Origin of the sequence: Vibrio sp. TH_r3 (assembly GCF_033101115.1) — a bacterium.
Classification (GTDB): domain Bacteria; phylum Pseudomonadota; class Gammaproteobacteria; order Enterobacterales; family Vibrionaceae; genus Vibrio.
The window spans coordinates 467971-493229 of sequence record NZ_JAWMPW010000001.1 but is presented as its reverse complement, the minus strand read 5'-3'; the positions used below and the strand labels follow the sequence as shown (position 1 = coordinate 493229).

25 protein-coding genes are annotated in these 25259 nt (G+C 40.8%); 19 read left to right on the top strand and 6 right to left on the bottom strand.

The window, feature by feature from the left end:
• The first annotated feature begins 1 nt into the window (after nt 1).
• The 12 genes from R3X26_RS02135 to R3X26_RS02080 all read left to right on the top strand — a co-directional run bounded on the left by R3X26_RS02135 (nt 2) and on the right by R3X26_RS02080 (nt 9134).
• Complete coding sequence (locus R3X26_RS02135) at nt 2–496, top strand: chemotaxis protein CheW (RefSeq protein ID WP_317715460.1); 495 nt, start codon at nt 2–4, stop codon at nt 494–496.
• A gap of 23 nt (nt 497–519) precedes the next feature.
• A complete protein-coding gene (locus R3X26_RS02130; protein WP_411572378.1) occupies nt 520–954 on the top strand; it encodes a DUF2802 domain-containing protein in 435 nt (144 codons plus the stop codon).
• A 254-nt stretch (nt 955–1208) separates the two neighbouring features.
• Nucleotides 1209–1826 (top strand): cytochrome c biogenesis heme-transporting ATPase CcmA, encoded by a 618-nt coding sequence (gene ccmA / locus R3X26_RS02125; protein WP_317715458.1) that lies wholly within the window; start codon nt 1209–1211, stop codon nt 1824–1826.
• 1 nt (nt 1827) lies between these two features.
• Complete coding sequence (gene ccmB / locus R3X26_RS02120) at nt 1828–2496, top strand: heme exporter protein CcmB (RefSeq protein WP_317715457.1); 669 nt, start codon at nt 1828–1830, stop codon at nt 2494–2496.
• A 126-nt stretch (nt 2497–2622) separates the two neighbouring features.
• Entirely contained in the window at nt 2623–3363 is a 741-nt protein-coding gene (locus R3X26_RS02115; RefSeq protein WP_317715456.1) for a heme ABC transporter permease, read from the top strand.
• Nucleotides 3364–3365: 2 nt separating this feature from the next.
• Nucleotides 3366–3572: a heme exporter protein CcmD gene (ccmD, locus tag R3X26_RS02110; RefSeq protein ID WP_317715455.1), complete on the top strand. Its 207-nt coding sequence runs from the start codon at nt 3366–3368 to the stop codon at nt 3570–3572.
• Complete coding sequence (gene ccmE / locus R3X26_RS02105; protein ID WP_317715454.1) at nt 3569–4054, top strand: cytochrome c maturation protein CcmE; 486 nt, start codon at nt 3569–3571, stop codon at nt 4052–4054. The genes ccmD and ccmE overlap by 4 nt, the downstream gene beginning before the upstream one ends.
• Nucleotides 4051–6009 (top strand): heme lyase CcmF/NrfE family subunit, encoded by a 1959-nt coding sequence (locus R3X26_RS02100; RefSeq protein WP_317715453.1) that lies wholly within the window; start codon nt 4051–4053, stop codon nt 6007–6009. Before ccmE ends, R3X26_RS02100 begins: the two co-directional genes overlap by 4 nt.
• Nucleotide 6010: 1 nt before the next feature.
• The gene (locus R3X26_RS02095) at nt 6011–6562 is read left to right on the top strand and encodes a DsbE family thiol:disulfide interchange protein (RefSeq protein ID WP_317715452.1); all 552 of its coding nucleotides are present in this window, start codon (nt 6011–6013) and stop codon (nt 6560–6562) included.
• Nucleotides 6562–7065: a cytochrome c-type biogenesis protein gene (locus tag R3X26_RS02090; protein WP_317715451.1), complete on the top strand. Its 504-nt coding sequence runs from the start codon at nt 6562–6564 to the stop codon at nt 7063–7065. The genes R3X26_RS02095 and R3X26_RS02090 overlap by 1 nt, the downstream gene beginning before the upstream one ends.
• Nucleotides 7065–8279 carry a c-type cytochrome biogenesis protein CcmI gene (ccmI, locus tag R3X26_RS02085; RefSeq protein ID WP_317715450.1) on the top strand — a complete coding sequence of 405 codons (1215 nt, stop codon included), beginning with the start codon at nt 7065–7067 and terminating at the stop codon, nt 8277–8279. The genes R3X26_RS02090 and ccmI overlap by 1 nt, the downstream gene beginning before the upstream one ends.
• Before the next feature lie 69 nt (nt 8280–8348).
• Entirely contained in the window at nt 8349–9134 is a 786-nt protein-coding gene (locus R3X26_RS02080) for a VacJ family lipoprotein (RefSeq protein WP_317715449.1), read from the top strand.
• 97 nt (nt 9135–9231) lie between these two features.
• Here R3X26_RS02080 and R3X26_RS02075 read toward each other — a convergent pair whose 3' ends face one another.
• From R3X26_RS02075 to R3X26_RS02060, 4 genes are all read right to left on the bottom strand, one after another.
• The gene (locus R3X26_RS02075) at nt 9232–10515 is read right to left on the bottom strand and encodes an outer membrane protein transport protein (RefSeq protein ID WP_317715448.1); all 1284 of its coding nucleotides are present in this window, start codon (nt 10513–10515) and stop codon (nt 9232–9234) included.
• A 295-nt stretch (nt 10516–10810) separates the two neighbouring features.
• Nucleotides 10811–12037, bottom strand: a complete 1227-nt coding sequence (locus tag R3X26_RS02070; protein ID WP_411572374.1) for an outer membrane protein transport protein — start codon at nt 12035–12037, stop codon at nt 10811–10813.
• A 316-nt stretch (nt 12038–12353) separates the two neighbouring features.
• Nucleotides 12354–13070, bottom strand: coding sequence for a DUF3379 family protein (locus tag R3X26_RS02065; RefSeq protein WP_317715447.1), 717 nt, complete (start codon nt 13068–13070; stop codon nt 12354–12356).
• Entirely contained in the window at nt 13070–13624 is a 555-nt protein-coding gene (locus R3X26_RS02060) for a sigma-70 family RNA polymerase sigma factor (protein ID WP_317715543.1), read from the bottom strand. The genes R3X26_RS02065 and R3X26_RS02060 overlap by 1 nt, the downstream gene beginning before the upstream one ends.
• A gap of 807 nt (nt 13625–14431) precedes the next feature.
• Here R3X26_RS02060 and fadI point away from each other — a divergent pair.
• Nucleotides 14432–15739: an acetyl-CoA C-acyltransferase FadI gene (gene fadI, locus R3X26_RS02055; protein ID WP_317715446.1), complete on the top strand. Its 1308-nt coding sequence runs from the start codon at nt 14432–14434 to the stop codon at nt 15737–15739.
• Nucleotides 15739–17862, top strand: coding sequence for a fatty acid oxidation complex subunit alpha FadJ (gene fadJ / locus R3X26_RS02050; RefSeq protein WP_317715445.1), 2124 nt, complete (start codon nt 15739–15741; stop codon nt 17860–17862). The genes fadI and fadJ overlap by 1 nt, the downstream gene beginning before the upstream one ends.
• Before the next feature lie 57 nt (nt 17863–17919).
• On the opposite strand, the gene R3X26_RS02045 is transcribed toward fadJ, so the two are convergent.
• Nucleotides 17920–20715, bottom strand: coding sequence for an insulinase family protein (locus R3X26_RS02045; protein WP_317715444.1), 2796 nt, complete (start codon nt 20713–20715; stop codon nt 17920–17922).
• Between the two features lie 250 nt (nt 20716–20965).
• Between R3X26_RS02045 and sixA the strand changes: the two genes are divergently transcribed.
• Nucleotides 20966–21430, top strand: a complete 465-nt coding sequence (gene sixA / locus R3X26_RS02040; RefSeq protein WP_317715443.1) for a phosphohistidine phosphatase SixA — start codon at nt 20966–20968, stop codon at nt 21428–21430.
• An 83-nt stretch (nt 21431–21513) separates the two neighbouring features.
• Here the strand turns inward: sixA and smrB are convergent, their stop codons facing one another.
• Nucleotides 21514–22044 carry an endonuclease SmrB gene (gene smrB, locus R3X26_RS02035; RefSeq protein ID WP_317715442.1) on the bottom strand — a complete coding sequence of 177 codons (531 nt, stop codon included), beginning with the start codon at nt 22042–22044 and terminating at the stop codon, nt 21514–21516.
• Between the two features lie 53 nt (nt 22045–22097).
• Here smrB and prmB point away from each other — a divergent pair, with 53 nt between their 5' ends.
• The 4 genes from prmB (at nt 22098) to R3X26_RS02015 (ending at nt 25234) form a co-directional block, all read left to right on the top strand.
• Entirely contained in the window at nt 22098–23033 is a 936-nt protein-coding gene (gene prmB, locus R3X26_RS02030; RefSeq protein ID WP_317715441.1) for a 50S ribosomal protein L3 N(5)-glutamine methyltransferase, read from the top strand.
• Between the two features lie 146 nt (nt 23034–23179).
• Entirely contained in the window at nt 23180–24265 is a 1086-nt protein-coding gene (gene aroC, locus R3X26_RS02025) for a chorismate synthase (protein ID WP_317715440.1), read from the top strand.
• Nucleotides 24266–24433: 168 nt separating this feature from the next.
• Entirely contained in the window at nt 24434–24964 is a 531-nt protein-coding gene (locus tag R3X26_RS02020; protein WP_317715439.1) for an elongation factor P hydroxylase, read from the top strand.
• Nucleotides 24965–24973: 9 nt separating this feature from the next.
• The gene (locus R3X26_RS02015; protein ID WP_317715438.1) at nt 24974–25234 is read left to right on the top strand and encodes a YfcL family protein; all 261 of its coding nucleotides are present in this window, start codon (nt 24974–24976) and stop codon (nt 25232–25234) included.
• Nucleotides 25235–25259: the final 25 nt, after the last annotated feature.

Here is a 25259-nt window from a genome sequence, read left to right as displayed (position 1 = left end):
CATGTCTCAAGCGAATGAAGTTGATGTAAGAAAAGATCAAGCAAATGATGAAGTACTTCAGTGGGTAACGTTCCAACTGGAAGAAGAAACCTATGGCATTAACGTAATGCAAGTTAGAGAAGTACTTCGTTATTCTGAGATTGCACCAGTGCCAGGCGCGCCGGATTATGTTCTTGGTATCATTAATCTGCGCGGCAATGTTGTGACCGTTATTGATACACGCTCTAGGTTTGGTCTGATGCAAGGTGAAATATCTGATAACACGCGAATCATTGTGATTGAATCAGAGCGTCAAGTTATTGGTATATTGGTTGATAGCGTGGCAGAAGTGGTATATTTGCGTTCATCAGAGATAGATACAACACCGAGTGTTGGTACTGACGAAAGTGCTAAGTTTATCCAAGGTGTCAGCAATCGAGATGGAAAACTATTAATCTTAGTTGACCTGAACAAATTGCTTTCTGATGACGAATGGAATGAGATGGCTCATTTATAATGTTAGAATCGTTCAATGATAATATGCTGATAGTGTTGTCTGCTGGGAGTGTCGTATTTAGCCTTGTTATTGCGCTTTGGTTGCTACGAGTAAGCAGTACATTACAAAAACGCAATGATCAGCAGCGACAAGAACTGAGGTCGCAAGAAAAAGAGCTATCTAAAGCGAATAATCAGCTACTTGAAGTGCGTTCAGTGGTGATTGGCTTAGGTCAGAAAATGACTGAGCAACAGGATATGATTCAGCATTTATCAGAACGTATTACAGAGTTGGAACACGTTGATTCCGATAGCCGACTTTATTCAAGAGCGACTAAAATGGTGCAGCTAGGCGCAGGCGTTGATGAATTAATACAAGAGTGTGAATTGCCAAAAGCCGAAGCGGAATTGATGATGGCATTGCAGACTAAAATATCAGGTAAAGATAGTGTGTCATCAACCAAAACAAGGCGAAAATAAAAATCGCTTGTTTGTAAAGAGTACGTCCGCTGCATAAATGATGTTAGCAATGTAAAGAGAAACGAAGTCGTTTCTCTTTTTTTTTGCTTTTGATGATTTATTTAAAGTGGTGGCACGTTACAAATAATTTTCTTATTCTGTGACCAATACAGTGAGCCAAAGCTCAGAAAATTTGATTTGTTGTTATTTTTATCCTACTTAGAGATACGCTGGTTATGTTAATATAACCTTTCAATTATCAACAAGTAGTAACCATGTTAGAAGTCTCAAACCTTACCGCTATTCGTGATGAAAAAATTTTATTTGAGGATCTGTCGTTTACTATCAATACAGGTGAACTTGTTCAAATAGAAGGCAGGAATGGAACCGGTAAAACCACTTTGCTAAGGATTATAGCTGGTCTTGGCGATTACGAAGTGGGGCAAATGTTATGGAATGATGTTCCTACACTCTCCAATAGAGACGCTTTTCATCAAGATCTCCTTTTTTTAGGTCATCAAACTGGAGTAAAAAGAGAGCTTAACGCTTTTGAAAACCTCTCTTTTTACCAATCCATCCATCAATCTGAACTCGATAAGAAGAAAATATGGGCGGCACTGGCTCAAGTTGGCCTTGCTGGAAGAGAAGATGTGCCAGTTGGGCAATTGTCCGCAGGCCAGCAACGACGAGTTGCGTTGGCACGCTTGTGGTTGAGTAAGCAGAAACTTTGGATTCTTGATGAGCCGTTAACAGCGATAGATAAACAAGGTGTGAAAGTTTTGGAAAACTTATTCTTGCGACATGCAGAAAGTGGAGGCATGGTGATGTTAACCACCCACCAAGATATGTTTCTTGACTACCCAAAATTGCGCAAAATTAAGTTAGGTAATTAATATGTTCCGCTCAATGTTAATGATCATTCGTCGAGAGCTGTTAATCGCTTTTCGTCGTCAAGCGGATATTTTAAATCCACTGTGGTTTTTTATTATTGTTATTACTTTATTTCCATTAAGCATAGGTCCTGAACCCGCTCTATTGGCTAGAATTGCCGCTGGTATTATATGGGTCGCAGCATTACTCTCGGCGCTACTTTCATTAGAGCGACTATTTAGAGATGATTTTCAAGATGGAAGTTTAGAGCAGATGATGTTGATGCCTGTGCCTTTGCCGTTAGTGGTCATTTCAAAGGTGATAGCACATTGGCTACTCACTGGCTTACCGTTAATTTTGATTAGTCCACTGTTAGCGGTGTTACTTTCTCTGGATTATTTTACTTGGCAAACGGTGGTGTTAACCTTGCTCGTTGGAACACCAACACTCAGTTTTATTGGTGCTATTGGTGTAGCATTAACGGTTGGTTTACAAAAAGGTGGCGTGTTACTCAGCTTGTTAATACTGCCACTGTATATTCCGGTACTAATCTTTGCCACTTCTGCCATTGATGCTGCGAGTTTAGGTATGCCATTTAACGGACAGTTAGCATTAATGGCCGCCATGCTTGCTGGCTCAATAACGCTGACACCATTTGCTATTAGCGCCGCTCTTAGAGTTAGTGTGAATTAGCGCGACAAACTACCTCTTTATGGGTATTGTTTTGCAGGTGGCAAACAATAGGATCATTCTTCAATACTCCGTTGAGCCAATAGTTAAAACGAAACAAAAAATATCAATTACTAGTGAGATTTGACCATGTGGAAATGGCTACACCCTTATTCAAAACCAGAAGTGACCTACAATTTATGTAACAAGCTGTTACCTTATTTTGCACTATTGGCGGTTTTATTTTTAGGTGCAGGAACCGTGTGGGGGTTAGCTTTTGCACCTTCTGATTATCAACAAGGCGACAGTTTCCGCATTATTTATATTCATGTTCCGGCAGCGATTTGGTCGATGGGCGCTTATATGTCGATGGCAATAGCTGCATTTATTGGTATCGTATGGCAGCTAAAACTATCTAATATGGCCGCTGCTGCAATGGCCCCCATCGGTGCTGTATTTACCTTTATTGCATTATTCACTGGTGCGGTTTGGGGTAAGCCAATGTGGGGGGCTTGGTGGGTATGGGATGCCAGATTGACGTCAGAACTTATTTTATTATTTTTATATCTTGGTGTTATCGCTTTGTACCATGCGTTTGATGATCAAAAAACCGCTGCAAAGGCTGCGGGTATTCTGGCGATTGTTGGTGTGATCAATCTTCCGATCATCCATTTTTCGGTAGAATGGTGGAATACTCTACATCAAGGAGCCACCATTACTAAGTTTGCTAAACCTTCTATTTCTGGTGATATGCTTTGGGCGTTATTACTTAATATATTTGGTTTTTTGTTCTTTTTTGTCAGTTTGACTCTGGTTCGATTTAAAAATGAGATCCTCTCTAGGGAAAGTCATCGTCCTTGGGTTCAGGCACTCATTGCTAGGAGAGTGTAATTATGCATTTTGAAAGTTTTGCTGACTTAGTGGCCATGGGTGGCTATGGTGCGTATGTATGGAGTGCATTTGGTGTGACATTCTTGTCACTTATTATACTGACGATCAGTAGTATCTTGACGGGTAAAAAAATTATTCAACAAGTCAAAAGCAAACAAGACCGTCAAGCTCGAATTGAAGCTGCGAAGAATTTGGAGAACACATTATGACCCCGATACGAAAAAAGAGAATGGGTTTATTACTAGCGATTTTTTTTGGCATCAGTGCCACAGTAGGTCTAGTTTTATATGCTTTAAACCAGAATATGGATCTGTTTTATACACCAAGTGAGTTGGTTTATGGCAAGCCTGATGGTACTAAACCAGAAGTGGGTCAAAGACTTCGTATTGGCGGAATGGTGGTGGCTGGTTCGGTAAGCCGAGATCCAGAATCACTAAAGGTTAGTTTTAAACTTGCCGATATTGGCCCACAAGTAACGATAGAATTTGAAGGTATTTTGCCTGACTTATTTCGCGAAGGGCAGGGCATAGTGGCTCAAGGTGTTTTGACCACTGCAACCACAATAGAAGCGTTTGAAGTACTGGCCAAACATGATGAAAATTATATGCCGCCAGAAATTGCCGAAGCGATGGAAAAAGTTCATGAACCATTGGGTTACTCTGAAGAGCAATTAAAAAGGACGGATAAATGATCGCTGAAATTGGTCACTTTGCACTAATTCTCTCATTAGGACTGGCAGTATTACTAAGCATTTTACCTATGCTCGGGGCTTCCAAACAATCGAATATGCTCATGGCAACGGCTCGTCCGTTATCGTGGGGAATGTTCTCCTTTTTATTGTTTTCGTTTTGTATTCTTTTATGGGCTTTCTATAGTAACGATTTCACCATTAGTTATGTGGCAAGCAATTCAAATACTGCTTTACCTTGGTATTATCGTCTAACAGCCGTATGGGGTGCTCATGAAGGTTCCCTTTTACTTTGGGTTTTGATCCAAGCAGGTTGGACGGTAGCGGTAGCCTCTTTTAGCCGAGGCATGCCACAAGAGTCAGTCGCTCGTGTTCTCTCTATTATGGGTATGATTAACGTTGGCTTTTTGCTGTTTATTATTATTACATCCAACCCGTTTTTACGCACATTACCATTTTTCCCTATTGATGGGCGCGATTTAAATCCTTTATTACAAGACCCAGGTTTGATTATTCATCCCCCAATGTTGTACATGGGCTATGTTGGTTTCTCTGTGGCATTCTCTTTTGCTATCGCTTCATTGATGACAGGGCGTTTAGATACAGCGTGGGCAAGATGGTCTCGCCCGTGGACTACCGCGGCATGGATATTTCTAACGGTAGGAATTTCTCTAGGTTCTTGGTGGGCTTATTATGAACTTGGCTGGGGAGGATGGTGGTTCTGGGATCCTGTAGAAAATGCGTCGTTTATGCCTTGGCTAGCAGGCACCGCATTGATGCATTCACTTGCGGTAACAGAAAAGCGCGGAACTTTTAAAGCGTGGACAGTGTTATTGGCAATTTCTGCTTTTTCTCTCAGTTTATTAGGTACATTTTTAGTTCGCTCTGGCGTGTTGGTTTCTGTGCATGCGTTTGCTTCCGATCCGGCACGAGGTATGTTTATTTTAGGCTTCTTGATTGTTGTGATTGGGGGGTCGTTACTTCTATTCGCATTGAAAGGATCGGCCATTCGAGTTCGTAGCGATTTTGCGCTGTTCTCTAGAGAGAACGGGCTATTAGCCAATAATATTTTACTTATTGCGGCACTGGTGGTTGTTTTAGTCGGTACGCTCTTACCGCTTATTCATAAGCAGATTGGTTTAGGCTCGGTTTCGATAGGCGCGCCGTTCTTTAACATGTTGTTTACGTGGTTAATGATCCCATTCTCTTTCATTCTCGGAATTGGTCCATTGATTCGTTGGAAACGAGACAAAATCTCCACTTTGTTTAAACCCATGCTGATATGCGGTGTTTTATCATTAACTCTTGCTGCGCTATTTGTCACTTTATTAGGTGATGGTTTCTCTGCTATGGCTTACCTAGGTTGGGTCATGGCGTTGTGGATAGTTAGCATGCATTGTTATGAAATACATGAGCGTGCTACACATAGACACCCTTTTATGCAAGGTATTACTAAGTTGCAAAAGAGTCATTGGTCAATGGTATTAGGGCACATTGGTTTGGCTGTAACGGTTATTGGTATTGCAATGACACAGAACTACAGCGTCGAACGTGATGTTCGTCTTGCTCCAGGTGAAAACTTTGAAATAGAAGGGTATAACTTCTATTTCAAAGGCTTACGAGATAAAGATGGGCCGAACTATAACGGCTATGTTGCCGATTTCGAGATAACCGAAAATGGTGAATATATTAATACACTGCATGCTGAAAAACGCTATTACACCACCGCAGGATCTATGATGACGGAAGCGGCATTGGATGTGGGTGTGACTCGAGATCTTTATATCGCTATGGGCGAACAACTCGGGGACGATGGTTCTTGGGCGGTAAGGCTTTATTATAAGCCATTTATTCGCTGGATTTGGGGCGGAAGTCTAATCATGGCATTAGGTGGTTTAGTGGCATTAAGTGATAAACGTTATCGTTTTAGAAAGAGTGGCAAGGATGTAACGGCTTAATATGAATAAGAAAATTTTATTTATCCCCTTCGCTTTGTTTATTGCGTTAGTGGTTGTATTTATTGTTCAACTTTCTAGAAACGCCGATGGTGAAGATCCGACAAAATTAGAATCGGTATTGGTCGGTAAAACAGTACCAGAATTTCGCTTAGAAGATCTAGCTGAGCCGGGTAAATTACATGATCAGGCTATTTTTAAGGGTGAACCATTATTACTTAATGTGTGGGCGACTTGGTGTCCAACTTGTTATGCAGAGCATCAAACATTAAATGAACTTGCTGATCGTGGTGTTAAGATTATCGGTTTGAACTATAAAGATGAGCGCGACAAAGCGATAACTTGGCTTAATGATTTAGGTAACCCATATCTTATTAGCTTGTTTGATGGCGATGGTATGTTAGGACTGGATTTAGGAGTTTATGGTGCTCCTGAAACATTTTTGATCGATGCAAACGGAATTGTTCGTTATCGCCATGTAGGCAATGTTACCTTACAAAATTGGGCTGAAGTATTACAACCTATGTATGCAAAGTTGATTGAGGACGCTAACTAATGAAAAAAATATTAGCGGTATTATTTAGCGTGTTACTTATTTCATTACCAGTTACCGCTGCGATTGATGTGTTTGAATTCGATAATGATCAGCAAGAACAACAATTTAAGGAATTGAGCCACACACTACGTTGCCCTAAATGTCAAAACAATACTATTAGCGACTCTAATGCTGAATTGGCAAAAGATCTGCGACTTAAAGTTTATGAAATGACCAAGGCAGGTAAATCTAAAGATGAGATCGTCGATTATATGGTTGCTCGCTATGGTAATTTTGTTACCTATAAACCACCGTTTACTATCGCGACATCTATTTTGTGGCTAGGACCATTATTGGTGGTGTTGATTGGCTTTGGCATAATAGTGGGTAACAGTAAGAGAAAATCGCAACAATCCGTTTCCTTGGTTGGAACGGACTCTATTGCCGATGCAAACCAATTAGACGCAGAAGAACAAGTTCGTTTGGACGCGTTATTAAAAGAAAAAAATGGAGATAAACAATAATGACGATTTTTTGGTTATCTACTCTTGTACTCACTTTGATTGGTTGTGCGTTTATTGCTTTACCACTAATGAATAAATCACGTTTTGATGACGAAGCGCGTCGCGATGAGTTAAATAAAGCATTCTATAAAGACCGTTTACAAGAATTAGAAGCGGAAGTAGAGGGTGGAATCGTTAACGATCAAAATGAACTGATTGTTGATCTGAAAAAGTCATTGCTTGAAGATATTCCAGCCAATGATTCGTCTAAACAGTCATTTTCTATCTCACCCAAAATGGTCTTCATATCTTCTGCACTATTAATCGCGGTTATTTCTTATGCTATGTATTCTGTGTTTGGTAGTGTAGATAAAGTGCAACATTGGCAAACCATCAACAATAAACTACCAGCATTAACTGAGAAGTTAATGTCACCAGAGCAACAATCATTAACAGAAGCCGAGCTTAAAGATCTTAAACTGGCACTGCGAACTCGGTTGCATTATCAAGCGGAAGATGCTCAAGGTTGGTTGCTATTAGGCCGAATAGCAATGGCGGATCGAGACGCAGATACGGCGTTTGGTGCTATGCGAAAAGCTTATGATTTGAATGCTGATGATCCTGATATTAGGCTAGGTTACGCTCAGTCGCTTATGATGGCAGAAAGTGAACAACAACAGCAACAAGCTCGTTCTATTTTGATTGGATTGCTGCAAGACGATTACGTTGATTTGCGTGTTTATTCTTTGTTAGCGTTTAATTCTTACCAAAATGGTGCTTATGAAGAAGCGATTCGTTTTTGGCAAACTATGCAAAAACTCATCAGCCCAGAAGATAATCGTTATAGCATGCTTGACCGAAGCATTCAAAATGCCGAGAAAATGTTAGGTAGACCCGTTACTACAACTAGTGTCCCTATTACGATTACATTAGATGAAACGGCCCAATTACCTGAACAAGGCGTGTTGATTGTTTCAATTCATGATGGAAATGGTTCTCCAGTTCCAGTTGCAGCGGCTAGATTTCCTATTGGTAGTTACCCTAGGACGGTTGTGTTAGACGATGCAAATGTCATGTTAGAAGGGCAAAGTATTGCTCAACTGGAAACATTAATGGTTAAAGCGCGTATTGACCAAGATGGCGATGTATCAACCAAAGATAGCGATTGGTATGGTGAAAGCCAAGCGGTAAAATTAGGTGATCAAGTTGCAATAACCATTGATAAGCAGTATTAATGTAGGTGTTAATTGGTTTAAGGCTGGTATTGTCCAGCCTTTTTTGTAACTTAAGGTATGTTTCTTATTATGTTTGCAACACAAATTAGAGCGGCTTTCATTATTTTGTTCGCCTCAGTTGTCGTTGGTTGCTCTTCTAATCCAACCAGTACCGATTTAGAGCAAGGTTCGCAACAAACTAACGTAACCGACGATTCTCAAGATGGCGATCCGTTGGAAGGGTTTAACCGTGCGATGTGGTCATTGAATTACGATGTGATTGACCCATATTTATTTCGTCCCGTTTCGCTTGCTTATGTCGACTATACACCGAGTCCAGTTAGATCGGGTATCGCCAATTTTTTGTCTAATCTTGATGAGCCAGCAAGCATGATAAACGATCTGATCATGGGTAATGGAAAGCAAGCGTTAAATCATTTTAACCGCTTTTGGATTAACTCAACGTTTGGCTTATTGGGTTTAATCGACATAGCAGGGGCCGCTGGTATTGTGGAAGATGACCGCGCCTTTAGTGACGCTTTAGGCCATTATGGTGTTGGCAATGGCCCTTATTTGATGGTTCCGGCTTATGGGCCGCTAACGACTCGTGAATTAACCGATACAGTGGACAGTCTCTATTTACCTCTATCTTATTTAAATATTTGGGCAAGTATTGGTAAATGGGCATTTGAAGGGCTTGAAAGTCGAGCCGCATTGGTTTCTCAAGAACAAATTTTACAGGCGTCGCCCGATCCTTACACCTTTACCAAAGATGTTTATTTGCAACGTCGTGATTATAAGGCACAGATAGAGCCAGAAGAATTGAGTGAGGAAGATGAAGATTTCCTCGACGATTATTTAGACGAAGAGTTTTAAATAAAAAAGCCCCTAACGGGGCTTTTTAGTCTGTTTAGCTAGAACGCATGTGCAGTGCTTAAAATAAGATAATCGTTGGAAACTCGTTGTCAGTTAATTAAAACAGATAACTTGCTTGCGCGCCCAGTACCCAAACGTTGCCTGAAACCTCGCTAGTGTATGAACCACCTAACGCCGATGCACTAAGATCACTGCTACCTCTAGGCTCTGAAATACTGGCATTTTTAGCTAATATATAAGCAAAACCTGCATCAAAATTGAGCTTCGGTGACCAGGCATAGCCTGCGCCAATACTCAACCAAGTTCGGTCGGTTTCTGGGATGGTCGCAGTGCGATTTTCATCATTCACTGCTGAAGTGTCGTAAGCTATACCGCTTCTTAGTAACCATTTTTTATTTACTTGGTATTCTGCACCAACAGCAAACCGATAACTGTCCTGCCAGTTTTCATCTTTGACTAATTGAGTTCCATAAGCCCCGTCTAGTGTGGCTTCGAGTTTTTTAAAACTACTCCAATCGGTCCAGTTTATACTGGCGGTAATGGTGGTTCTATCTGATAGTTGCAACATACTGGCTAATTCAGCCGTTGCAGGTAAAGTTAAAGGTAGGTAGCCAGATACAGAAGCCCCCGAACTTAAACCAAAGCCAATACCTTCGGCAGTGCCTTTTAGTTTTAAATCGACTTCTGATTTGTAAGCAAACCCAACACGGTGACGCTGATTAATTTGCCATACTGTGCCAATTTGCCAGCCCCAGTCAGTGGTGTCACCTTGCATATATTTGAGCGTCTCTCCCTCGTAACCGGAAGGGGCCTGTGAAGGTGCTGTTGCGCCAAAGTGTCCTTCAGCCGTAATATAACGAATACCACCACCGATACTTACCGCTGGTGTTATTTGGTAAGCAAGGTTGAAGTTGGCTTCCATTGTTGTCACTTCGGCTGTATCACCATAGTGACTGGCAGCGAAGTCGTCACCTAGATCGGTAGCCATACCGTAATTGGTACCTAAGGCAAACCCTATGGCTGTCTTATCATTCAGTTTATGTGAAATATAGATATTAGGGATAATGGCATCGTCAGCATAGTCACTACTATTCGCGTCATAGCTATTGCCTGCATAAGTTACTTCTCCGTTAACATCCACATTTGGGTTAACATAACTGGCGCCAGCTGATAGTTGCGTACCTTCTAAATAGGTTAGCAAGGCAGGATTGCGCCATTGTGAGGCGGCATTATCAGCCATGGCTGCTTCACCGGCAAAGGCTCGACCAAGGCCAGTAGCAGAATATTCACCAAGTTGAAATCCGGCCGCTGCCGCCGTTTGACCAAAGGTATTGATTGCACTGAACACTGCAAGTGAAACAAGAGTTTTATTTACTTTCATTATTATTGTTCGCTGAGTTGATTAGAGGGTGTTTTTCTCGAGCGGTATTTTACGAATAGAGTAATTGCTTTAATATTGAAATGTGAATAGAAGCTTTAATTCAGGTAATTATGCTGTTGTGGGCCAAAAATTAGAGGTTTAATGATGTGAATTGGTCAGACCATTGTTTTTTTCAGCGCACATCTGTGTTATGAAAGAGGCGAAAGTTAGTACAACTGTACGCTGAAGTAGATAAAAAAAGAGCCGGAAATTCCGGCTCTTAATGCATTACTACTTAATTTTAATCAATCGCTGATTAGAAGGTACGGCTGTATTGTAAGCCAACTAAAATAGCATCGGCATGAGTGGTGGCGGTTATGCTCGTTCCTAGGTCTGTTGACTCCTCTACATCAACATCTTCACCTAACAAGTAAGTAAAGCCGAAATCAACATTAGATTTTTCGGTTAAGTGGTAGGTAAAGCCAGCAGAAAACCAGTTACGATCAGAATCGGGAACCGAGATAGAAGTGACTTCATCTTGGGCGCTGGTATCATGCATATAACCCGCTCGTAGTGTCCAGTCTTGGTTTAAGAAGTAAGTTCCACCAATAGAATAGTGCATACCATCTTGCCATTCGTAGGTGTTAATAAAGCCTGCATCTTCGGCTTCTAACTTGTCAAATGAGCTCCAACCAATCCATTGAATGCTATAGTGTACTGCGAATTGGGTATCTTTTATTTCATGATAACCTGAGAATTCCAGTATGTCAGGCAGTGGCATGTAAAGTGTGTCATCAGAGTAAGTGCTAACTACCGGCATGGAGCCAACTAAACCTAGCTTATCAATATCACCTTTAGCCTCAAGTTTTGGACTGTAGTGATAGGCTAAACCAAAACGGTTTCTTTCGTCCAATTCGTAAACAGCACCTAGGTTGAAGCCGAGTGCCCAGCCATTTGCATCGATGTCGACAGCTGTAATACCTGTTGATGTTGTTCGGTTAAACTTGCCTGAGCCATAAACAGCATCCAAGCCTGCCCCCACGCTCCATTGGTCATTAATACGGTAAGAACCAGCGACACCTAGATTAAAGCTTTTCACATCGGTAGTGCCACCGAATTCTCCTGCAACATAATCATCATCAAACTCGGTTTTGGTACCAAAATTTGAGTAAGCGTTAACACCCCAAGCAAATTTGTCGTTGACCGGAACGATTAAGTGTAAGTTAGGAGCAACTGAGGTATCGCCAGCATCGTCTTGATTTGCGTCGTAAACACCGTTGTAAGTTGCATCTTTGACTTCGATCATCGATGTAATGGTTACAAAGCCCAGTGACATGGCGGTTTCATCGAACATGGCCATGGTGGCAGGGTTACGTGCCATTGATGATGCGTTATCAGCGATAACGGCATCACCAGCAAAGGCGCGACCAAGGCCGGTGGCAGATTGTGCATTAAGTTGGAAGCCGGCAGCTACTGCTTGTTGAGAGGCAAGCGTTATAGTGGCTGCAATAATCGACTTTTTAAACAGACGCGTTTTATTCATTAGTATTTCCTTTTGTAAAAATCGCCTCTTGTTAATGGGCGTTTTATCAGAGTGCTAACCCTGTATTAATTATTATTCAGAGCAATTGCTCAACTTAATACTGGATCATAAAGCAATATTATAGCGGTTAGAAATCCGACCATTAGCTAATTAGGCGAGAAAATACAAAAAATGGTAGCTAACATACGTGAAATTGCAGGAATTGGCTGTATTTTAGAGTTCTTGCTCTAAACGGTTGTTTAAAAGTTAATTATTTGTTGGTAAAATGTTGATTTTTGTGGTTACAAGCCCTCGTCAATCGAGGGCTTGTATTCGACTAAAGTCTAGTTTGAATAATAGAGGTAAGATTAGCAGCGATTTGCGGAATATTCTCGCCTTGTTCGCCAACTAATATAACGCTAGCTTCACTGATCGGTATGACCTTTCCTGACATGCCATCTTTTTCAAAATCAACCGCTTGCTCACTAGTTTTATTAGTGATAAATAAGGTTACTTTCCCTTTATCCCCTTGGAAAATGACATGTAGAGCATTGGATTTGCCAAAACCGCAATGGTTGAGGTAATAAACATGATAAGGAAATTCTTCGGTGAACTGGTAGGCAAATGGGCGCAATTTTGCATTTATTTGCTCCGAACTGACTTGCTCATCAAGATTATTAACAAATGGATACTCATGGATCACATGTTCAACCGCCGTATCGGCTAAACTCGCATGAGCCGAACCAACCAATAAAGGTGTCCAGTTAATCTGCCCGACAATCAACCCAGCAGCAAACGCAACCGATGCCGCCATCGCTAACATCTGTTTGGTGAAGCTTTTCTTTTGGTTGACAGTACTTTGATTAAATAAAATTCGGTCTGCTAGATCATCAGGCACATCAATTTTCATTGCTTGCTCAATCTTTGCATCGAGATCTAATACGTCGTCTGCAAATTTCTGATTTGCTTTTGCATACGAAATGCTGTCGTTTATTTCTTGATTGCGAAATTTGGGCTCTGAAAGTATTTGTCGACGAAATTCTAATTCATCCATTATTCAGCTCCTCTTAGGTTTATCACTTTGTTGTCTGTGCTCTCAATCATCTCTTTAAGCTGATTTCTTGCTCTAAAGAGTCGAGTCATAACCGTGTTCTTATTAAGATCAAGAATGTTACCTATCTCTTCGCCACTAAATCCACCAACTACTTGCAGAAAAAGAGGCTCTCTATACTCTGTATCTAGCTTCATTATTTGTGCCTGCATCCACTCTTGCTGATGATGCTTATCATCACTAACCTTGGCGTCATGGCCGTAATCATCGATATCTACCAGTTCGAGTTGTTTTCTTTCGAATCGTCTAGCATTTTCTCGTCTGAGAATGGTAATCAGCCAAGATTTTGCTGCTTTTTCATCTTGTAAGCTATCTAAAGATTTCCATGCACGAAGGCAGGTTTCCTGTACCAGATCTTCGGCTATGGTTTTATCTTTGCATAACCAATAAGCGTATCGATACAAGTCTTTGTGATAAGCACGTACAAGTGCTTCGTATTTTCTTTGTTTGTCCATACCAGAGTTGACCGAGGTAGTGGGCTTTTTCTTTCCAAAAATATTAATTATCGACACAAGAGCCTCCGTTTGCTCGTTGTCGTACACGAACTGAATATTGTATTGCCATCCTTTTTAAGGAAAGTAATGCACTTAAATGCTTGAGCCAACTGTTGTTTAGTGAACATCTGTTTAACTGACCGTGTTCTTAATCGCCAATAAATTGATCTACTTCAAAAACTCTTCACTATATCTAGCTATAGTAATTGCAGTTATCTAGCTAGCCTTCTGGGCTAGTGTGTTGAGCAAGATAACTCTTCCTTTTGGAGGCTGACTTTACTTTCTCCTAATCAGGAAACTGATTATTTTCAATTGGCGTGAGTTAATTGTTTTTATATTTATATTCTGACCACACCTAATACGTGTGGTTTTTTTTATTTGTCATTTATGTTGTTGTGCCTGAGGGCAAACATCCGCAATAATTCATCCAACCTTTATTTACATTGCTTAGCTAAATTTCAATTACTTCTAACTAGCTACTAGCCTCCATTTAATTAATCCTTGTCTGAATTTTTTTGATTTAACATTTGTCATATCATTTCAGTTTTGAGGGCTAATACCTATTTGGCTGCTTATATTGTGCTTTTTAAAGTTTGGTGTGATGTAGATCTGATGCTAGCCCATTTTGTGTATATTTAAAACTATTTACTCGTTCACCTCTTAATAAACAGCCTGCCTTATAGCAAACCCGTTCACCTAAAAGGTCTGTATTTGTATATGTGCCTCACGTTTATTTAAACGGTTGTTTGAATGATTTAACATTTTCGTTACAATGCCAGCAGGTCAGACCTTTAAGTTAGAGGAGAGAAAATGAGTCGACAAGATATCCGAACGCATTCTGGGGAAAGAATAGCCATTGTTGCAGGGCTTAGAACCCCTTTTGCTCGACAAAGCACAGAGTTGGGCCAAGTCCCTGCTGTAGATTTGGGCAAAATGGTCGTTAATGAACTGTTGGCCAGAACCGAAATTGATCCTCAGTTAATACAACAGGTTGTTTATGGGCAAGTAGTACAAATGCCTGCCGCGCCAAATATTGCTCGTGAAATAGTGTTGGGTAGTAAAATGAATGTGGCTACAGATGCCTATAGTGTGACACGTGCTTGTGCGACCAGTTTTCAGGCGTCAGTTAATGTGGCAGAAAGTATTATGGCGGGGAGTATTGATATCGGTATCGCAGGCGGTGCGGATTCCTCCTCCGTTTTACCTATTGGTGTGTCTAAAAAGTTAGCCGCAAGTTTGTTGGCGTTAAGTAAAGCAAAAACGCTAGGACAAAAATTGAAAATAGCACGCCAGTTGTCACTTCGAGATTTAGCTCCGGTTCCTCCCGCTGTAGCGGAATATTCTACCGGGATATCGATGGGTCAAACAGCAGAGCAAATGGCCAAAACTTACGGTATTTCTAGAGCCGATCAAGATGCACTTGCTCATCGCTCTCATACTCTAGCTTCATCTGCATGGAAGGATGGAAAAATTCGTGACGAGGTAATGACGGCTTTTCCTGAACCTTATAAAACTTGGATAGATCAAGACAATAATATTCGGCATGATTCCAGTTTAGAAAGTTACGCTAAATTACGTCCAGCGTTTGATCGCAAGTATGGCACCGTAACGGCAGCAAATAGCACACCCTTAACCGATGGTGGAGCGGCGGTAATGATAATGAGGGAAGGACGAGCGAAAGAGTTAGGGTTAAACATTATGGGCTTTATCCGTTCGTACGCTTTTTCAGCAATACAGGTTGAATACGATATGTTGATGGGGCCTTCTTACGCAACACCATTGGCTTTAGATAGAGCAGGATTATCGCTAGCCGATATTGATGTGATTGAAATGCATGAAGCCTTTGCTGCGCAAACGTTAGCCAATGTCAAAATGTTTGCTAGCGATAAGTTTGCCCAACAGAAACTGGGTCGTTCGAAAGCAATTGGTGAGATTGATATGGACAAGTTTAACGTACTCGGCAGTTCGATTGCCTATGGGCATCCATTTGCTGCCACAGGAGCTCGAATGATGGTTCAAACCTTAAGAGAATTAAAAAGAAGAGGCGGTGGGTTCGGTCTCACAACGGCTTGTGCTGCTGGTGGTCTCGGTGCTGCAATGATTCTGGAGGTGGAATAATGAGTGAGAATAAACTACCTCAATCAAGCTCTTTTCAGCTCACTATTGATGATGACAATATTGCTTGGCTTGCGCTTGATGTTGCTAATGAGACGATGAATGTGCTCAAAGCCGATTTAATTGATGCAATTGAATCATTACTGACTGATTTTGAAACCAATAACAGTAATATTAAGGGCGCCGTTATTTATTCAGCTAAGCCTGACAGTTTTATTGCTGGTGCAGATGTAAAAATGTTAGATGCTTGTCAGTCTATTGATGAAGCAGAAGCGTTAGCTAAGCGCGGCCAGGCGGTTTTTGACCGATTGGCTGCTTTGCCATTTTCCGTGGTAGCGGCTATTCATGGTATTTGTCTTGGTGGTGGACTTGAACTGTCGTTAGCTTGCGATTATCGAGTATGTTCTGATGATGACAAAACGCGCTTGGGTTTACCTGAAGTTCAGTTAGGGTTATTGCCAGGTTCAGGAGGGACGCAGAGACTGCCGCGTCTGATTGGTTTGCTACCATCACTTGATATTATTTTAACTGGCAAGCAAGTGAGAGCCAAAAAAGCCCAAAAATTGGGTATGGTTGATGCGAGTGTGCCAAAGTCCATTTTGTTGGATGTTGCCAAAACATTCGCGCATAAAACTAAACGCAAAATTATCACGCCTAACAAAGAAAAACTTATTTCAAGAAATGGCTTGATGAGAAAATTAGTATTTGATCAAGCGGCTAAAAAAACACAGAAAAAAACACGCAATAATTATCCAGCAGCCGATGCTATTTTAAATGTGATTAAATTCGGTTTAGAACAAGGTATGAAAAAAGGCTTAGAATATGAAGCTCGTGAGTTTGCTAAATTGGTCATGACCAGTGAATCACGGGCATTACGTTCCATCTTTTTTGCAACCACTGAAATGAAAAAAGACAATGGTACTGATGCTTCTCCTGCGGCAATTTCATCTATTGGTGTTTTAGGGGGCGGATTGATGGGGGCGGGTATTAGTCATGTCAGTGTGGCTAAAGCGCACGTTCCGGTACGTATTAAAGATGTTGCAAATGACGGCGTACTCAATGCACTGAATTATAATTTTAAGTTATTTTCCAAGCTGAAAAAGCGTCGAATTTTATCTAACGCTCAAGTACAACAAAAAATGCTGCAACTGTCTGGCGGTACTGATTTTACTGCGTTTAATCGAGTCGATATGGTGATTGAGGCGGTATTTGAAGATTTAGACTTAAAACAACAAATGGTAGCCGACGTTGAAGATAATGCACAAATAAGTACTATTTTTGCAACCAATACATCATCATTGCCCATTCATAAAATAGCAGAAAAATCACAGCGGCCAGAACAGGTCATTGGTCTGCATTATTTCAGTCCAGCAGAAAAGATGCCATTGGTTGAAATTATCCCGCACGATAATACGTCAGATGAAACGATTGCCACTGTGGTGAACTTTGCAAGAAAACAAGGTAAAACACCGATTGTGGTAAAAGACCAAGCGGGTTTTTATGTTAATCGCATCTTAGCGCCTTATATGAACGAGTCTGCTCACTTGTTAATGAATGGCGAACCGATAGAGTCAATAGATCATGCATTGTTGGAGTTTGGATTCCCTGTTGGGCCAATAGCTTTGCTTGATGAAGTGGGTATTGATATCGGTGCCAAGATTATGCCGATTCTAGTGAATGAACTAGGTGATCGCTTTCAAGGCCCTGATGTATTCGATGTTCTGCTTAATGACAATCGCAAAGGGCGGAAAAGTGGCAAAGGTTTTTATAGTTACAAAGGTAAGAAGAAGCAAGTGGATAAATCTGTCTATACCTTATTGAACTTGGTGCCTGAGTCAACAATTCCTCAACAAGATGCAGCGTTACGTTGTGTTTTTCCTATGCTTAATGAAGCGGTACGATGTTTGGATGATGGTATTATTCGAAGTGCGAGGGATGGTGATATTGGCGCTATCTTTGGTATCGGTTTTCCGCCCTTCCTTGGTGGACCGTTTAGGTATATGGATCAGGTGGGAATTACTGAAATTGTCCGGAAAATGCAGCAGTTTTCACACCAGTATGGTGATCGGTTTGCACCATGTGAAGGATTGGTAAATCGAGCTGAACAAGAGCAAAGTTTTTATTGATATTTTACTTTAACTGGAAACGGGCTAAGGTAACTAACCTAAGCCCGTTTTTTTGCTTTAGCCTAATTCGGTATCTTTAGTTCGTTGTTGGAACGCTTCGATACAGTCAATCTCTGTTCCTACGCTAAGTGGGTTAGCATTGATGTGATTATTACCTTTCGAGTGCATGATTAAGCGGGTCGCGGTTCTTGGTTTTAGAATATTGACGACAAAGCGGATCATGTCGACCCTAGATAAAGCATCTAATTTTTGTATTACTTGTTCTTTTTGGTCAAAGGTATGATCTTTATTGCCTATTGCCACCCAAAAACGTTGTGCACGGCTGCGTAAGTTATTATCCGGTGTCGCGATTTGGTTTCTCAGACCCTTTTTGCTGCTTTGCCATTGAGACTCGTTCAGTTCCAGCAGAACCATATAAAATGCATTCAGAAAATCATCAATCGCCGCTAAAAGCTCTTTTGGCGCGTATTTTGGTGATTGAACATATAAGACTAATCCTGGGTGACGATTTAACGGCATATTACCTGTGCCTACCATGTAACCAAGTTGTTGTTTAGTTCTTATCTCATTGAAAAATGCAGCCGACATCAAGTGGTTGGCTAAAGTGTACATCGCAATGTTGTCGGGGCCAGTATCTTGAGATTGATAGTAAACTACAATCGCAGAATCGTCTTGATTACAATCGACACTGCGCTGGAATGTGCCACCATCTTCGCCAAGCATAATTAACGGTCTGAGAGACTCCTCATATTGTTGGTTTTGTACTCGCATTGCTTGTTTTATCGTATCTGCGATTGCAATCGCTTGTGATTGTACCCAGTCACCATAAACAAACATTTCTATATGCAACTCAGCTAGTAGTGCTTCGACAAAATTAGATAGCTCATCAACTTGAATCGTTTCTAAGGCTTCAATCAATGCCGCATAAGGTGGGTTGTTTGGTTGTAATAATCCGGTCATCGCATTGAATAACTGAGATATAGGCCGATCTTTGGCCGCATTTCTCCAGCTACGTAACATCTGTTTTTTAATCAGTTTAAATCTGTCAGAACTGAATTCACGTTTGGCAAACTGAGTAAGAATCATGGCGAGTAACTCAGGTTGCTTTTGAGTAAACCCAGAAATAGAAAGCGTTATTCCACCTTGATGAGCATAAATATTATAGCCCATGCCTGCAATTTCCGCCGGATAAGTGCGCTTAGCTAGAGAATCTAAAAACATCTCTACACATAAGCGCATTTTGACGATTTTTCTTGCGGTAGAGACGGCATGAGGGCTATCTATTGCGATATAAATAACCCCTTTGGGTACTCTAAATTCCGTTTCTTGCAGGTGCCAAAGCCTAAACCCCGGTTGTGTTTCAATGAGAGTAGGGTGTATGGAAGCACTTTCCAATGGTTTCGGGTCAAGGTCATAACAGATAAATGGGTTTACTTCTGGCAACGTTAACTGTGGATTTAAGCTTGGCTTAGTCCACAATTTTATTTGTTCATCACTAAATTTCTTGACTGAATAGGGAGTGAAATACCATTTAGCTTGTTTATCAAATATTTGCTCTGTCTTGTTATTATCATCGGCAACCAGCGTAATTCGAGCATTATCTACAGTTAAGTAATTGAGTTGAGCGGTTAACAATGTTTGATCATAGTGGGACATTTTGTAGTCGCCATAGATGACATCTTCTTCTGGGTAATGATGTAGATTCATCACTAGGTGGCTGACCATATCTAAGGGGCGTGTTTTTTCTTGATAGCGAAAAGCCGATTCAAGCACAGCTTGCTTCTCTTCGAATCGCCACTTAGCGACGCCATCCATTTTAATTAATTCGATAAACTCAAAAATGGTTTTAATTACTTGGTCGGTCTGTTTGAGCCCTTTTCCTGTTAGATTGACGCTAATAGTAAACTCTCGAAAGTTACTTCCACTCACCCCCCCTCCAGCCGCTAATGCTGTAATCCATTTTTTTTGTTTAAGAAAAAGCATCAAACTCCCTTCACCTTCATAACCGAGTAAATGCGCAAAGTAGGACAAAGGTTTGGTACTGTAATACTCAGACATGCTAGGAAAGTTGAATGATAGAGTGAGTTTTCTGGAATCTTTTATTGGTTTAATTCTGACAAAAATGCCTTTATCTTGCTCACGAACCAAGTTTTCAGTTAAGCTTTTCCCTGCTAATTGTTTGTTTTTAATTGGCGAGAATTTTTCCGTTATCCATTTTTCAATCACATTGAGTGGTTGTGGGGCAACAATTGCCAGAGTCATTAAATCTGCGGAGTACTTCTGTTGATAGAAGGCAATGATTTCGTCACGAATGGTGGTATCTTTCCGGTCGGCTAATGTCTCTTTATTACCAACAGAAAATTTGGCAAATGGATGCAACGGATTGATAACTTCCTTGTGTACCTGATATAAACGCCTCGTATCATCTTTAAGTTTTAGATGATATTCAGAATCTACCGCTCTTCGTTCTTTATCAAGAGCTTCAGGATTAAAAAGTGGTGAGATAAAAAATTGGCTAAATCTGTTTAGGGCTTTTTCTGTCAATTTAGGCGATATATCGAAAAAGAAACAGGTATGCTCTGTACCTGTCCAAGCGTTATTACTTCCACCGTGTCGACTAATGAAGGTTTGAAAATCACCAATCTTAGGGTATTTTTCTGTGCCCAAAAATAGCATATGTTCTAGATAATGCGCTAATCCTTCTCTGTCTTGTGGATCGTCGTAGTGTCCAACATTGACTGACAGTGCTACGGCGGATTTCTGGGCGGAGAAATCTTCAATGAGAAGGGCTCGCAACCCATTTTTTAACGTCACATAGCGATATTGGTTACTGTCATTTGGGCTTAGATGCACAAGGTATCTCCAAGTAAAAAGAGAAGGATATTTTTGACACTTTTCACGTAATTTTGAACTCCATAAATTATAATGCCAGACTTTTTGATTAAGGTAATTGATATATTTATAATAATTTGCTTTGCTAAATAGTATAGCTCTGTTATTTGTTTACTAAAGTTTGTATAGATCACGTTCTTTGGTAAAACTAGCATTAACAATAAATCATAGACAATCTGAGACAGATGAACGCCTCAATAAAGGAATGACAATGAAAATTTTCATAATGCGGCATGGTGAGGCCGTTCATTATGCAGCGAGTGATGCAGAAAGAGAATTGACCGAACGCGGTCGCTCTCAATCGACAGCTGTAGCAATAGCCTGCGAAAAGCAAGAGGCTAATCATTTCGACTTAGTTTTAGTTAGCCCATATATAAGAGCGCAACAGACGTGGCAGACTATTTCTGAGCAGTTTGATGCTGACAAAGTTGAAACGTATGATGAAATCACGCCTTATGGTAATTCAGAACAGGCGTCGGCTTATGTTTCTGCTCTTGCACAGGTAGAGAAGCTTGAAACGATTTTATTGGTTTCACATCTTCCCCTAGTTGGCTATCTGACTGCGGAATTTGTAGAAGGCTTAACACCACCTATGTTTCCTACTTCTGGGCTTGCGTGTGTTGAGTTTGATCCTATCAGCCAAAAGGGTGAATTGCTTTGGCATATTCATCCGTAGCTTTGATTTATGGTTATTAAGTCATTCGTTATGAGTAATCATTGAGGCTAAGTAACCTCCCATTTTTAGGGAGGTTAAGGTTGTTACTTCTCAGGTATACTAAGTAAAATGAGTAAAGCTCCTGCTCCTCCAAATTCCAGAGGGGCTTGATGAAACGCCATTACTTGTGGATGTTGAGCCAACCAAATCGGTACTTTTTGTTTCAGTATATGTTTACCAATCCCATGCATAACACTAGCACAGTGCACATTTTCTTTGACACAGTGTGCAATCATGGCAGCAAGTTCTGTTTTTGCTTCTTGTTGAGTCATTCCATGCATATCTAGATACACATCCGGAACGTACACGCCACGACGAAGTCTCTTGAGTTCATATTTGGAAACGTCGCTTCTGGCATACCGCGTTGGTCCTTCTGCTTCAAGGTGAGGGACAAACTCGTCAGAAAAGAAAAATTCGTTGTCTTTTGTTTCACGTAAAAAACGTTGAACTTCTTTTTGTTTAGTTTCTCTGTTTGGTTTCTGGATTATGGTATCCTGTCGCAACTTTTTTATACCCTTTACCGCTTCTTGGAATAGGGAAAAGTCATCGTCACTAAATTGGTCTTTGTTACTCATAATATTAAGGCTGATGATTAGTTGCAGTATTGTAGCGCTTTTTGGAGGTAATTTTGGATAAGATTTTTGTAGAAGAGGTGGTATCGGAGTTGTATACCCTTCAGGATATGCTGCGCTGGACGGTTAGTCGCTTTAATGCGGCCGGTCTTTTTTACGGTCATGGGACAGATAATTCATGGGATGAAGCCATTCAACTTGTGTTACCGACTCTTTATCTGCCAATAGATGTGCCATCGCATATATTGAATTCAAGGTTAACAACCACCGAGCGAAGCCGTATTGTGAACCGTGTGATTAAGCGTATTAATGAAAGAACACCGACCGCTTATTTAACTAATAAAGCGTGGTTCTGTGGCTTGGAATTTTTTGTAGATGAGCGTGTTTTAGTACCTCGCTCTCCAATTGGAGAACTCATTGAAAGTGAATTTCAGCCTTGGTTATCCGCGCCACCGGAAAGAATTTTAGATCTGTGTACTGGTAGTGGTTGTATTGCTATAGCTTGTGCGCACGCGTTTGCCGATGCGGAAGTCGATGCAATCGATATTTCTGTCGATGCTTTAGCGGTAGCAGAACAGAATATTCAGGATCATGGCATGGAACAGCAAGTGTTTCCTATCCGTTCAGATTTATTCCGCGATCTGCCTAATCTGGATAAATATGACTTAATAGTAACCAATCCTCCTTATGTCGATGAAGAAGATATGAACAGTTTGCCAGAAGAATTTTCTCACGAACCGACATTGGGCCTAGCTGCTGGTAGTGATGGCTTGAAACTGGTTCGTCGAATTTTAGCTAATGCGCCTAAATATCTTAATGAAGGTGGAGTGTTAGTGTGTGAAGTGGGTAACTCGATGGTGCATATGATTGATCAGTACCCGAATATACCATTCACATGGATAGAGTTTGCCAACGGTGGTCATGGTGTCTTTACCCTAACCCGTGAACAATTAATAGAATGTTCCGATGAATTTTCACTTTATCAAGATTAATATTGACTGAAACGATAGAACGTTGCTCGTGGCGAGCGCTTTTTCTATTTAAAGGGTTTACAACGTTTGCTTATCAAGCGAACATGAACGTATGAACTACAGATGAAAAATCTTAACTTTTTAAGTTGAGAAACGTTGAGGATGCAATGGCAGGAAATAGTATAGGTCAGCACTTTCGAGTAACGACGTTTGGAGAGAGCCACGGCTTAGCGCTTGGCTGTATTGTTGATGGATGCCCACCAGGGTTAGATATCACGGAAGCTGATTTACAAAAGGATTTGGATAGGCGTAGGCCGGGTACCTCTAAATATACCACGGCTCGTCGTGAACCAGATGAAGTTCAAGTTCTGTCTGGTGTATTTGAAGGTAAAACCACAGGCACCTCTATTGGTTTACTGATTAAGAATACCGACCAACGTTCTAAAGACTACTCTGAAATAAAAGATAAGTTTCGACCTGGGCATGCAGATTATACTTATCATCAAAAGTATGGCGTTCGTGATTATCGTGGCGGAGGTCGTTCTTCTGCTCGTGAAACTGCCATGAGAGTGGCGGCAGGTGCCATTGCTAAGAAATACTTGCAACAACAGTTCGGTATTGAGATTCGCGCGTATCTTTCGCAAATGGGAGAGGTTTCGATTGATAAAGTCGATTGGAATGAAATCGAAAACAATCCGTTTTTCTGTCCAGATGTTGATAAAGTTGATGAACTAGATCAACTCATTCGCGACCTGAAAAAACAAGGTGACTCTATTGGTGCTAAGTTGCAAGTGGTTGCAACCAATATGCCAGTTGGACTTGGTGAACCAATTTTTGATCGTTTAGATGCAGATATTGCTCATGCATTAATGAGTATCAATGCAGTTAAAGGTGTCGAGATTGGGGATGGATTTGAAGTTGCCAGCCAAAAGGGTAGTGAGCATCGAGATTCATTAACGCCGAATGGTTTTACCTCTAATCATGCTGGTGGCATATTAGGCGGGATCTCTACTGGGCAAGATTTAGTGGCTAACATTGCTCTAAAACCAACATCGAGCATTACAGTACCCGGTGAAACGATCACTAAAGCAGGTGAATCAACTCAATTGATTACTAAAGGACGCCATGATCCGTGTGTTGGCATCAGAGCGGTTCCTATTGCAGAAGCGATGCTTGCCATTGTTGTGATGGATCACCTGTTACGTCATCGTGGACAAAATTACGGCGTAACAACCGAAACTCCAGAAATTTAATCGAATGAACAAGAGTCATCATCTCTAGGGTGATTCTTGTTCTTAGTTTGATCTAAACGTGTTTTTTGTCGCCAGTTTATGTCACCTAGTTAGCCTAACGGCCTCAATATTTTTATTTAGAGTTGCCATTTTCTAAGTTTATACGCCTTCATTTATAGTATCCAAATTATGCCGCATGACTATCGAGATTTAATCACTCTATTTAATCAAACGTTTTTTGACGAGTTTTGTACTCGTTTAGAGTTAGGTACCGATGAACCGGTATATTTACCCAAAGATGAAACCGTACCTTATCATCGTATTATTTTTGCACATGGTTATTACGCATCAGCATTACATGAAATTTCACATTGGTGCGTTGCTGGGCCAGAACGTCGTTTATTAGAAGACTTTGGTTATTGGTATCATCCGGATGGTAGAACAGCCGAAGTTCAAGCTAAATTTGAACAAGTAGAAATTAGACCACAAGCTTATGAATGGATACTATCGATGAGTGCTGGCTTTCCTTTTAATGTCAGTTGTGACAATTTACAAGGTGACTTTGAACCGGATAGATTCGCTTTTATGCAAAAAGTACAGCAAGAAGTTGCGACTATTTTAGCAGATGGTCTGCCTTATCGAGTGAAATTACTATCTAACAGGTTACGAGAGTTTTATAATATTCCTGAATTAGAACTAAATCAGTTCAAAGTGAAATAGAGAAATATAATGATATTAGAATATGAAGAAAAATGGCTCGATATGATTGATGCATCGGTTGAAACTGCGTCTGATGACGAGCTTTTTTCTGGTGGGTATTTGCGTGGTCATATCTCTTTATCAGCTGCCGAATGTGAAGCTGAAGAGATAACAGATATAGAATTATTTAAGAACAAGGTTGAGCAAAGCTTAGAAGAGGCACGGTCAGAGTTGTCTCCTGCGGATAGAACCATTGTTGCTGAATTATGGCTGCGATTAAAAAACGCTTAACCTAAGCAACCTGAACTTTGGGTAA

Coding starts and splice junctions, on each gene's coding strand:
- fadI (WP_317715446.1), top strand. CDS start 14,432: ATGAGTCGACAAGATATCCGAACGCATTCTGGGGAAAGAATAGCCATT.
- R3X26_RS02115 (WP_317715456.1), top strand. CDS start 2,623: ATGTGGAAATGGCTACACCCTTATTCAAAACCAGAAGTGACCTACAAT.
- smrB (WP_317715442.1), bottom strand. CDS start 22,044: ATGAGTAACAAAGACCAATTTAGTGACGATGACTTTTCCCTATTCCAA.
- ccmD (WP_317715455.1), top strand. CDS start 3,366: ATGCATTTTGAAAGTTTTGCTGACTTAGTGGCCATGGGTGGCTATGGT.
- R3X26_RS02100 (WP_317715453.1), top strand. CDS start 4,051: ATGATCGCTGAAATTGGTCACTTTGCACTAATTCTCTCATTAGGACTG.
- ccmB (WP_317715457.1), top strand. CDS start 1,828: ATGTTCCGCTCAATGTTAATGATCATTCGTCGAGAGCTGTTAATCGCT.
- R3X26_RS02065 (WP_317715447.1), bottom strand. CDS start 13,070: ATGGATGAATTAGAATTTCGTCGACAAATACTTTCAGAGCCCAAATTT.
- fadJ (WP_317715445.1), top strand. CDS start 15,739: ATGAGTGAGAATAAACTACCTCAATCAAGCTCTTTTCAGCTCACTATT.
- R3X26_RS02015 (WP_317715438.1), top strand. CDS start 24,974: ATGATATTAGAATATGAAGAAAAATGGCTCGATATGATTGATGCATCG.
- R3X26_RS02080 (WP_317715449.1), top strand. CDS start 8,349: ATGTTTGCAACACAAATTAGAGCGGCTTTCATTATTTTGTTCGCCTCA.
- R3X26_RS02090 (WP_317715451.1), top strand. CDS start 6,562: ATGAAAAAAATATTAGCGGTATTATTTAGCGTGTTACTTATTTCATTA.
- R3X26_RS02095 (WP_317715452.1), top strand. CDS start 6,011: ATGAATAAGAAAATTTTATTTATCCCCTTCGCTTTGTTTATTGCGTTA.
- aroC (WP_317715440.1), top strand. CDS start 23,180: ATGGCAGGAAATAGTATAGGTCAGCACTTTCGAGTAACGACGTTTGGA.
- sixA (WP_317715443.1), top strand. CDS start 20,966: ATGAAAATTTTCATAATGCGGCATGGTGAGGCCGTTCATTATGCAGCG.
- ccmI (WP_317715450.1), top strand. CDS start 7,065: ATGACGATTTTTTGGTTATCTACTCTTGTACTCACTTTGATTGGTTGT.
- ccmE (WP_317715454.1), top strand. CDS start 3,569: ATGACCCCGATACGAAAAAAGAGAATGGGTTTATTACTAGCGATTTTT.
- ccmA (WP_317715458.1), top strand. CDS start 1,209: ATGTTAGAAGTCTCAAACCTTACCGCTATTCGTGATGAAAAAATTTTA.
- R3X26_RS02135 (WP_317715460.1), top strand. CDS start 2: ATGTCTCAAGCGAATGAAGTTGATGTAAGAAAAGATCAAGCAAATGAT.
- R3X26_RS02130 (WP_411572378.1), top strand. CDS start 520: ATGCTGATAGTGTTGTCTGCTGGGAGTGTCGTATTTAGCCTTGTTATT.
- R3X26_RS02075 (WP_317715448.1), bottom strand. CDS start 10,515: ATGAAAGTAAATAAAACTCTTGTTTCACTTGCAGTGTTCAGTGCAATC.
- R3X26_RS02020 (WP_317715439.1), top strand. CDS start 24,434: ATGCCGCATGACTATCGAGATTTAATCACTCTATTTAATCAAACGTTT.
- R3X26_RS02070 (WP_411572374.1), bottom strand. CDS start 12,037: ATGAATAAAACGCGTCTGTTTAAAAAGTCGATTATTGCAGCCACTATA.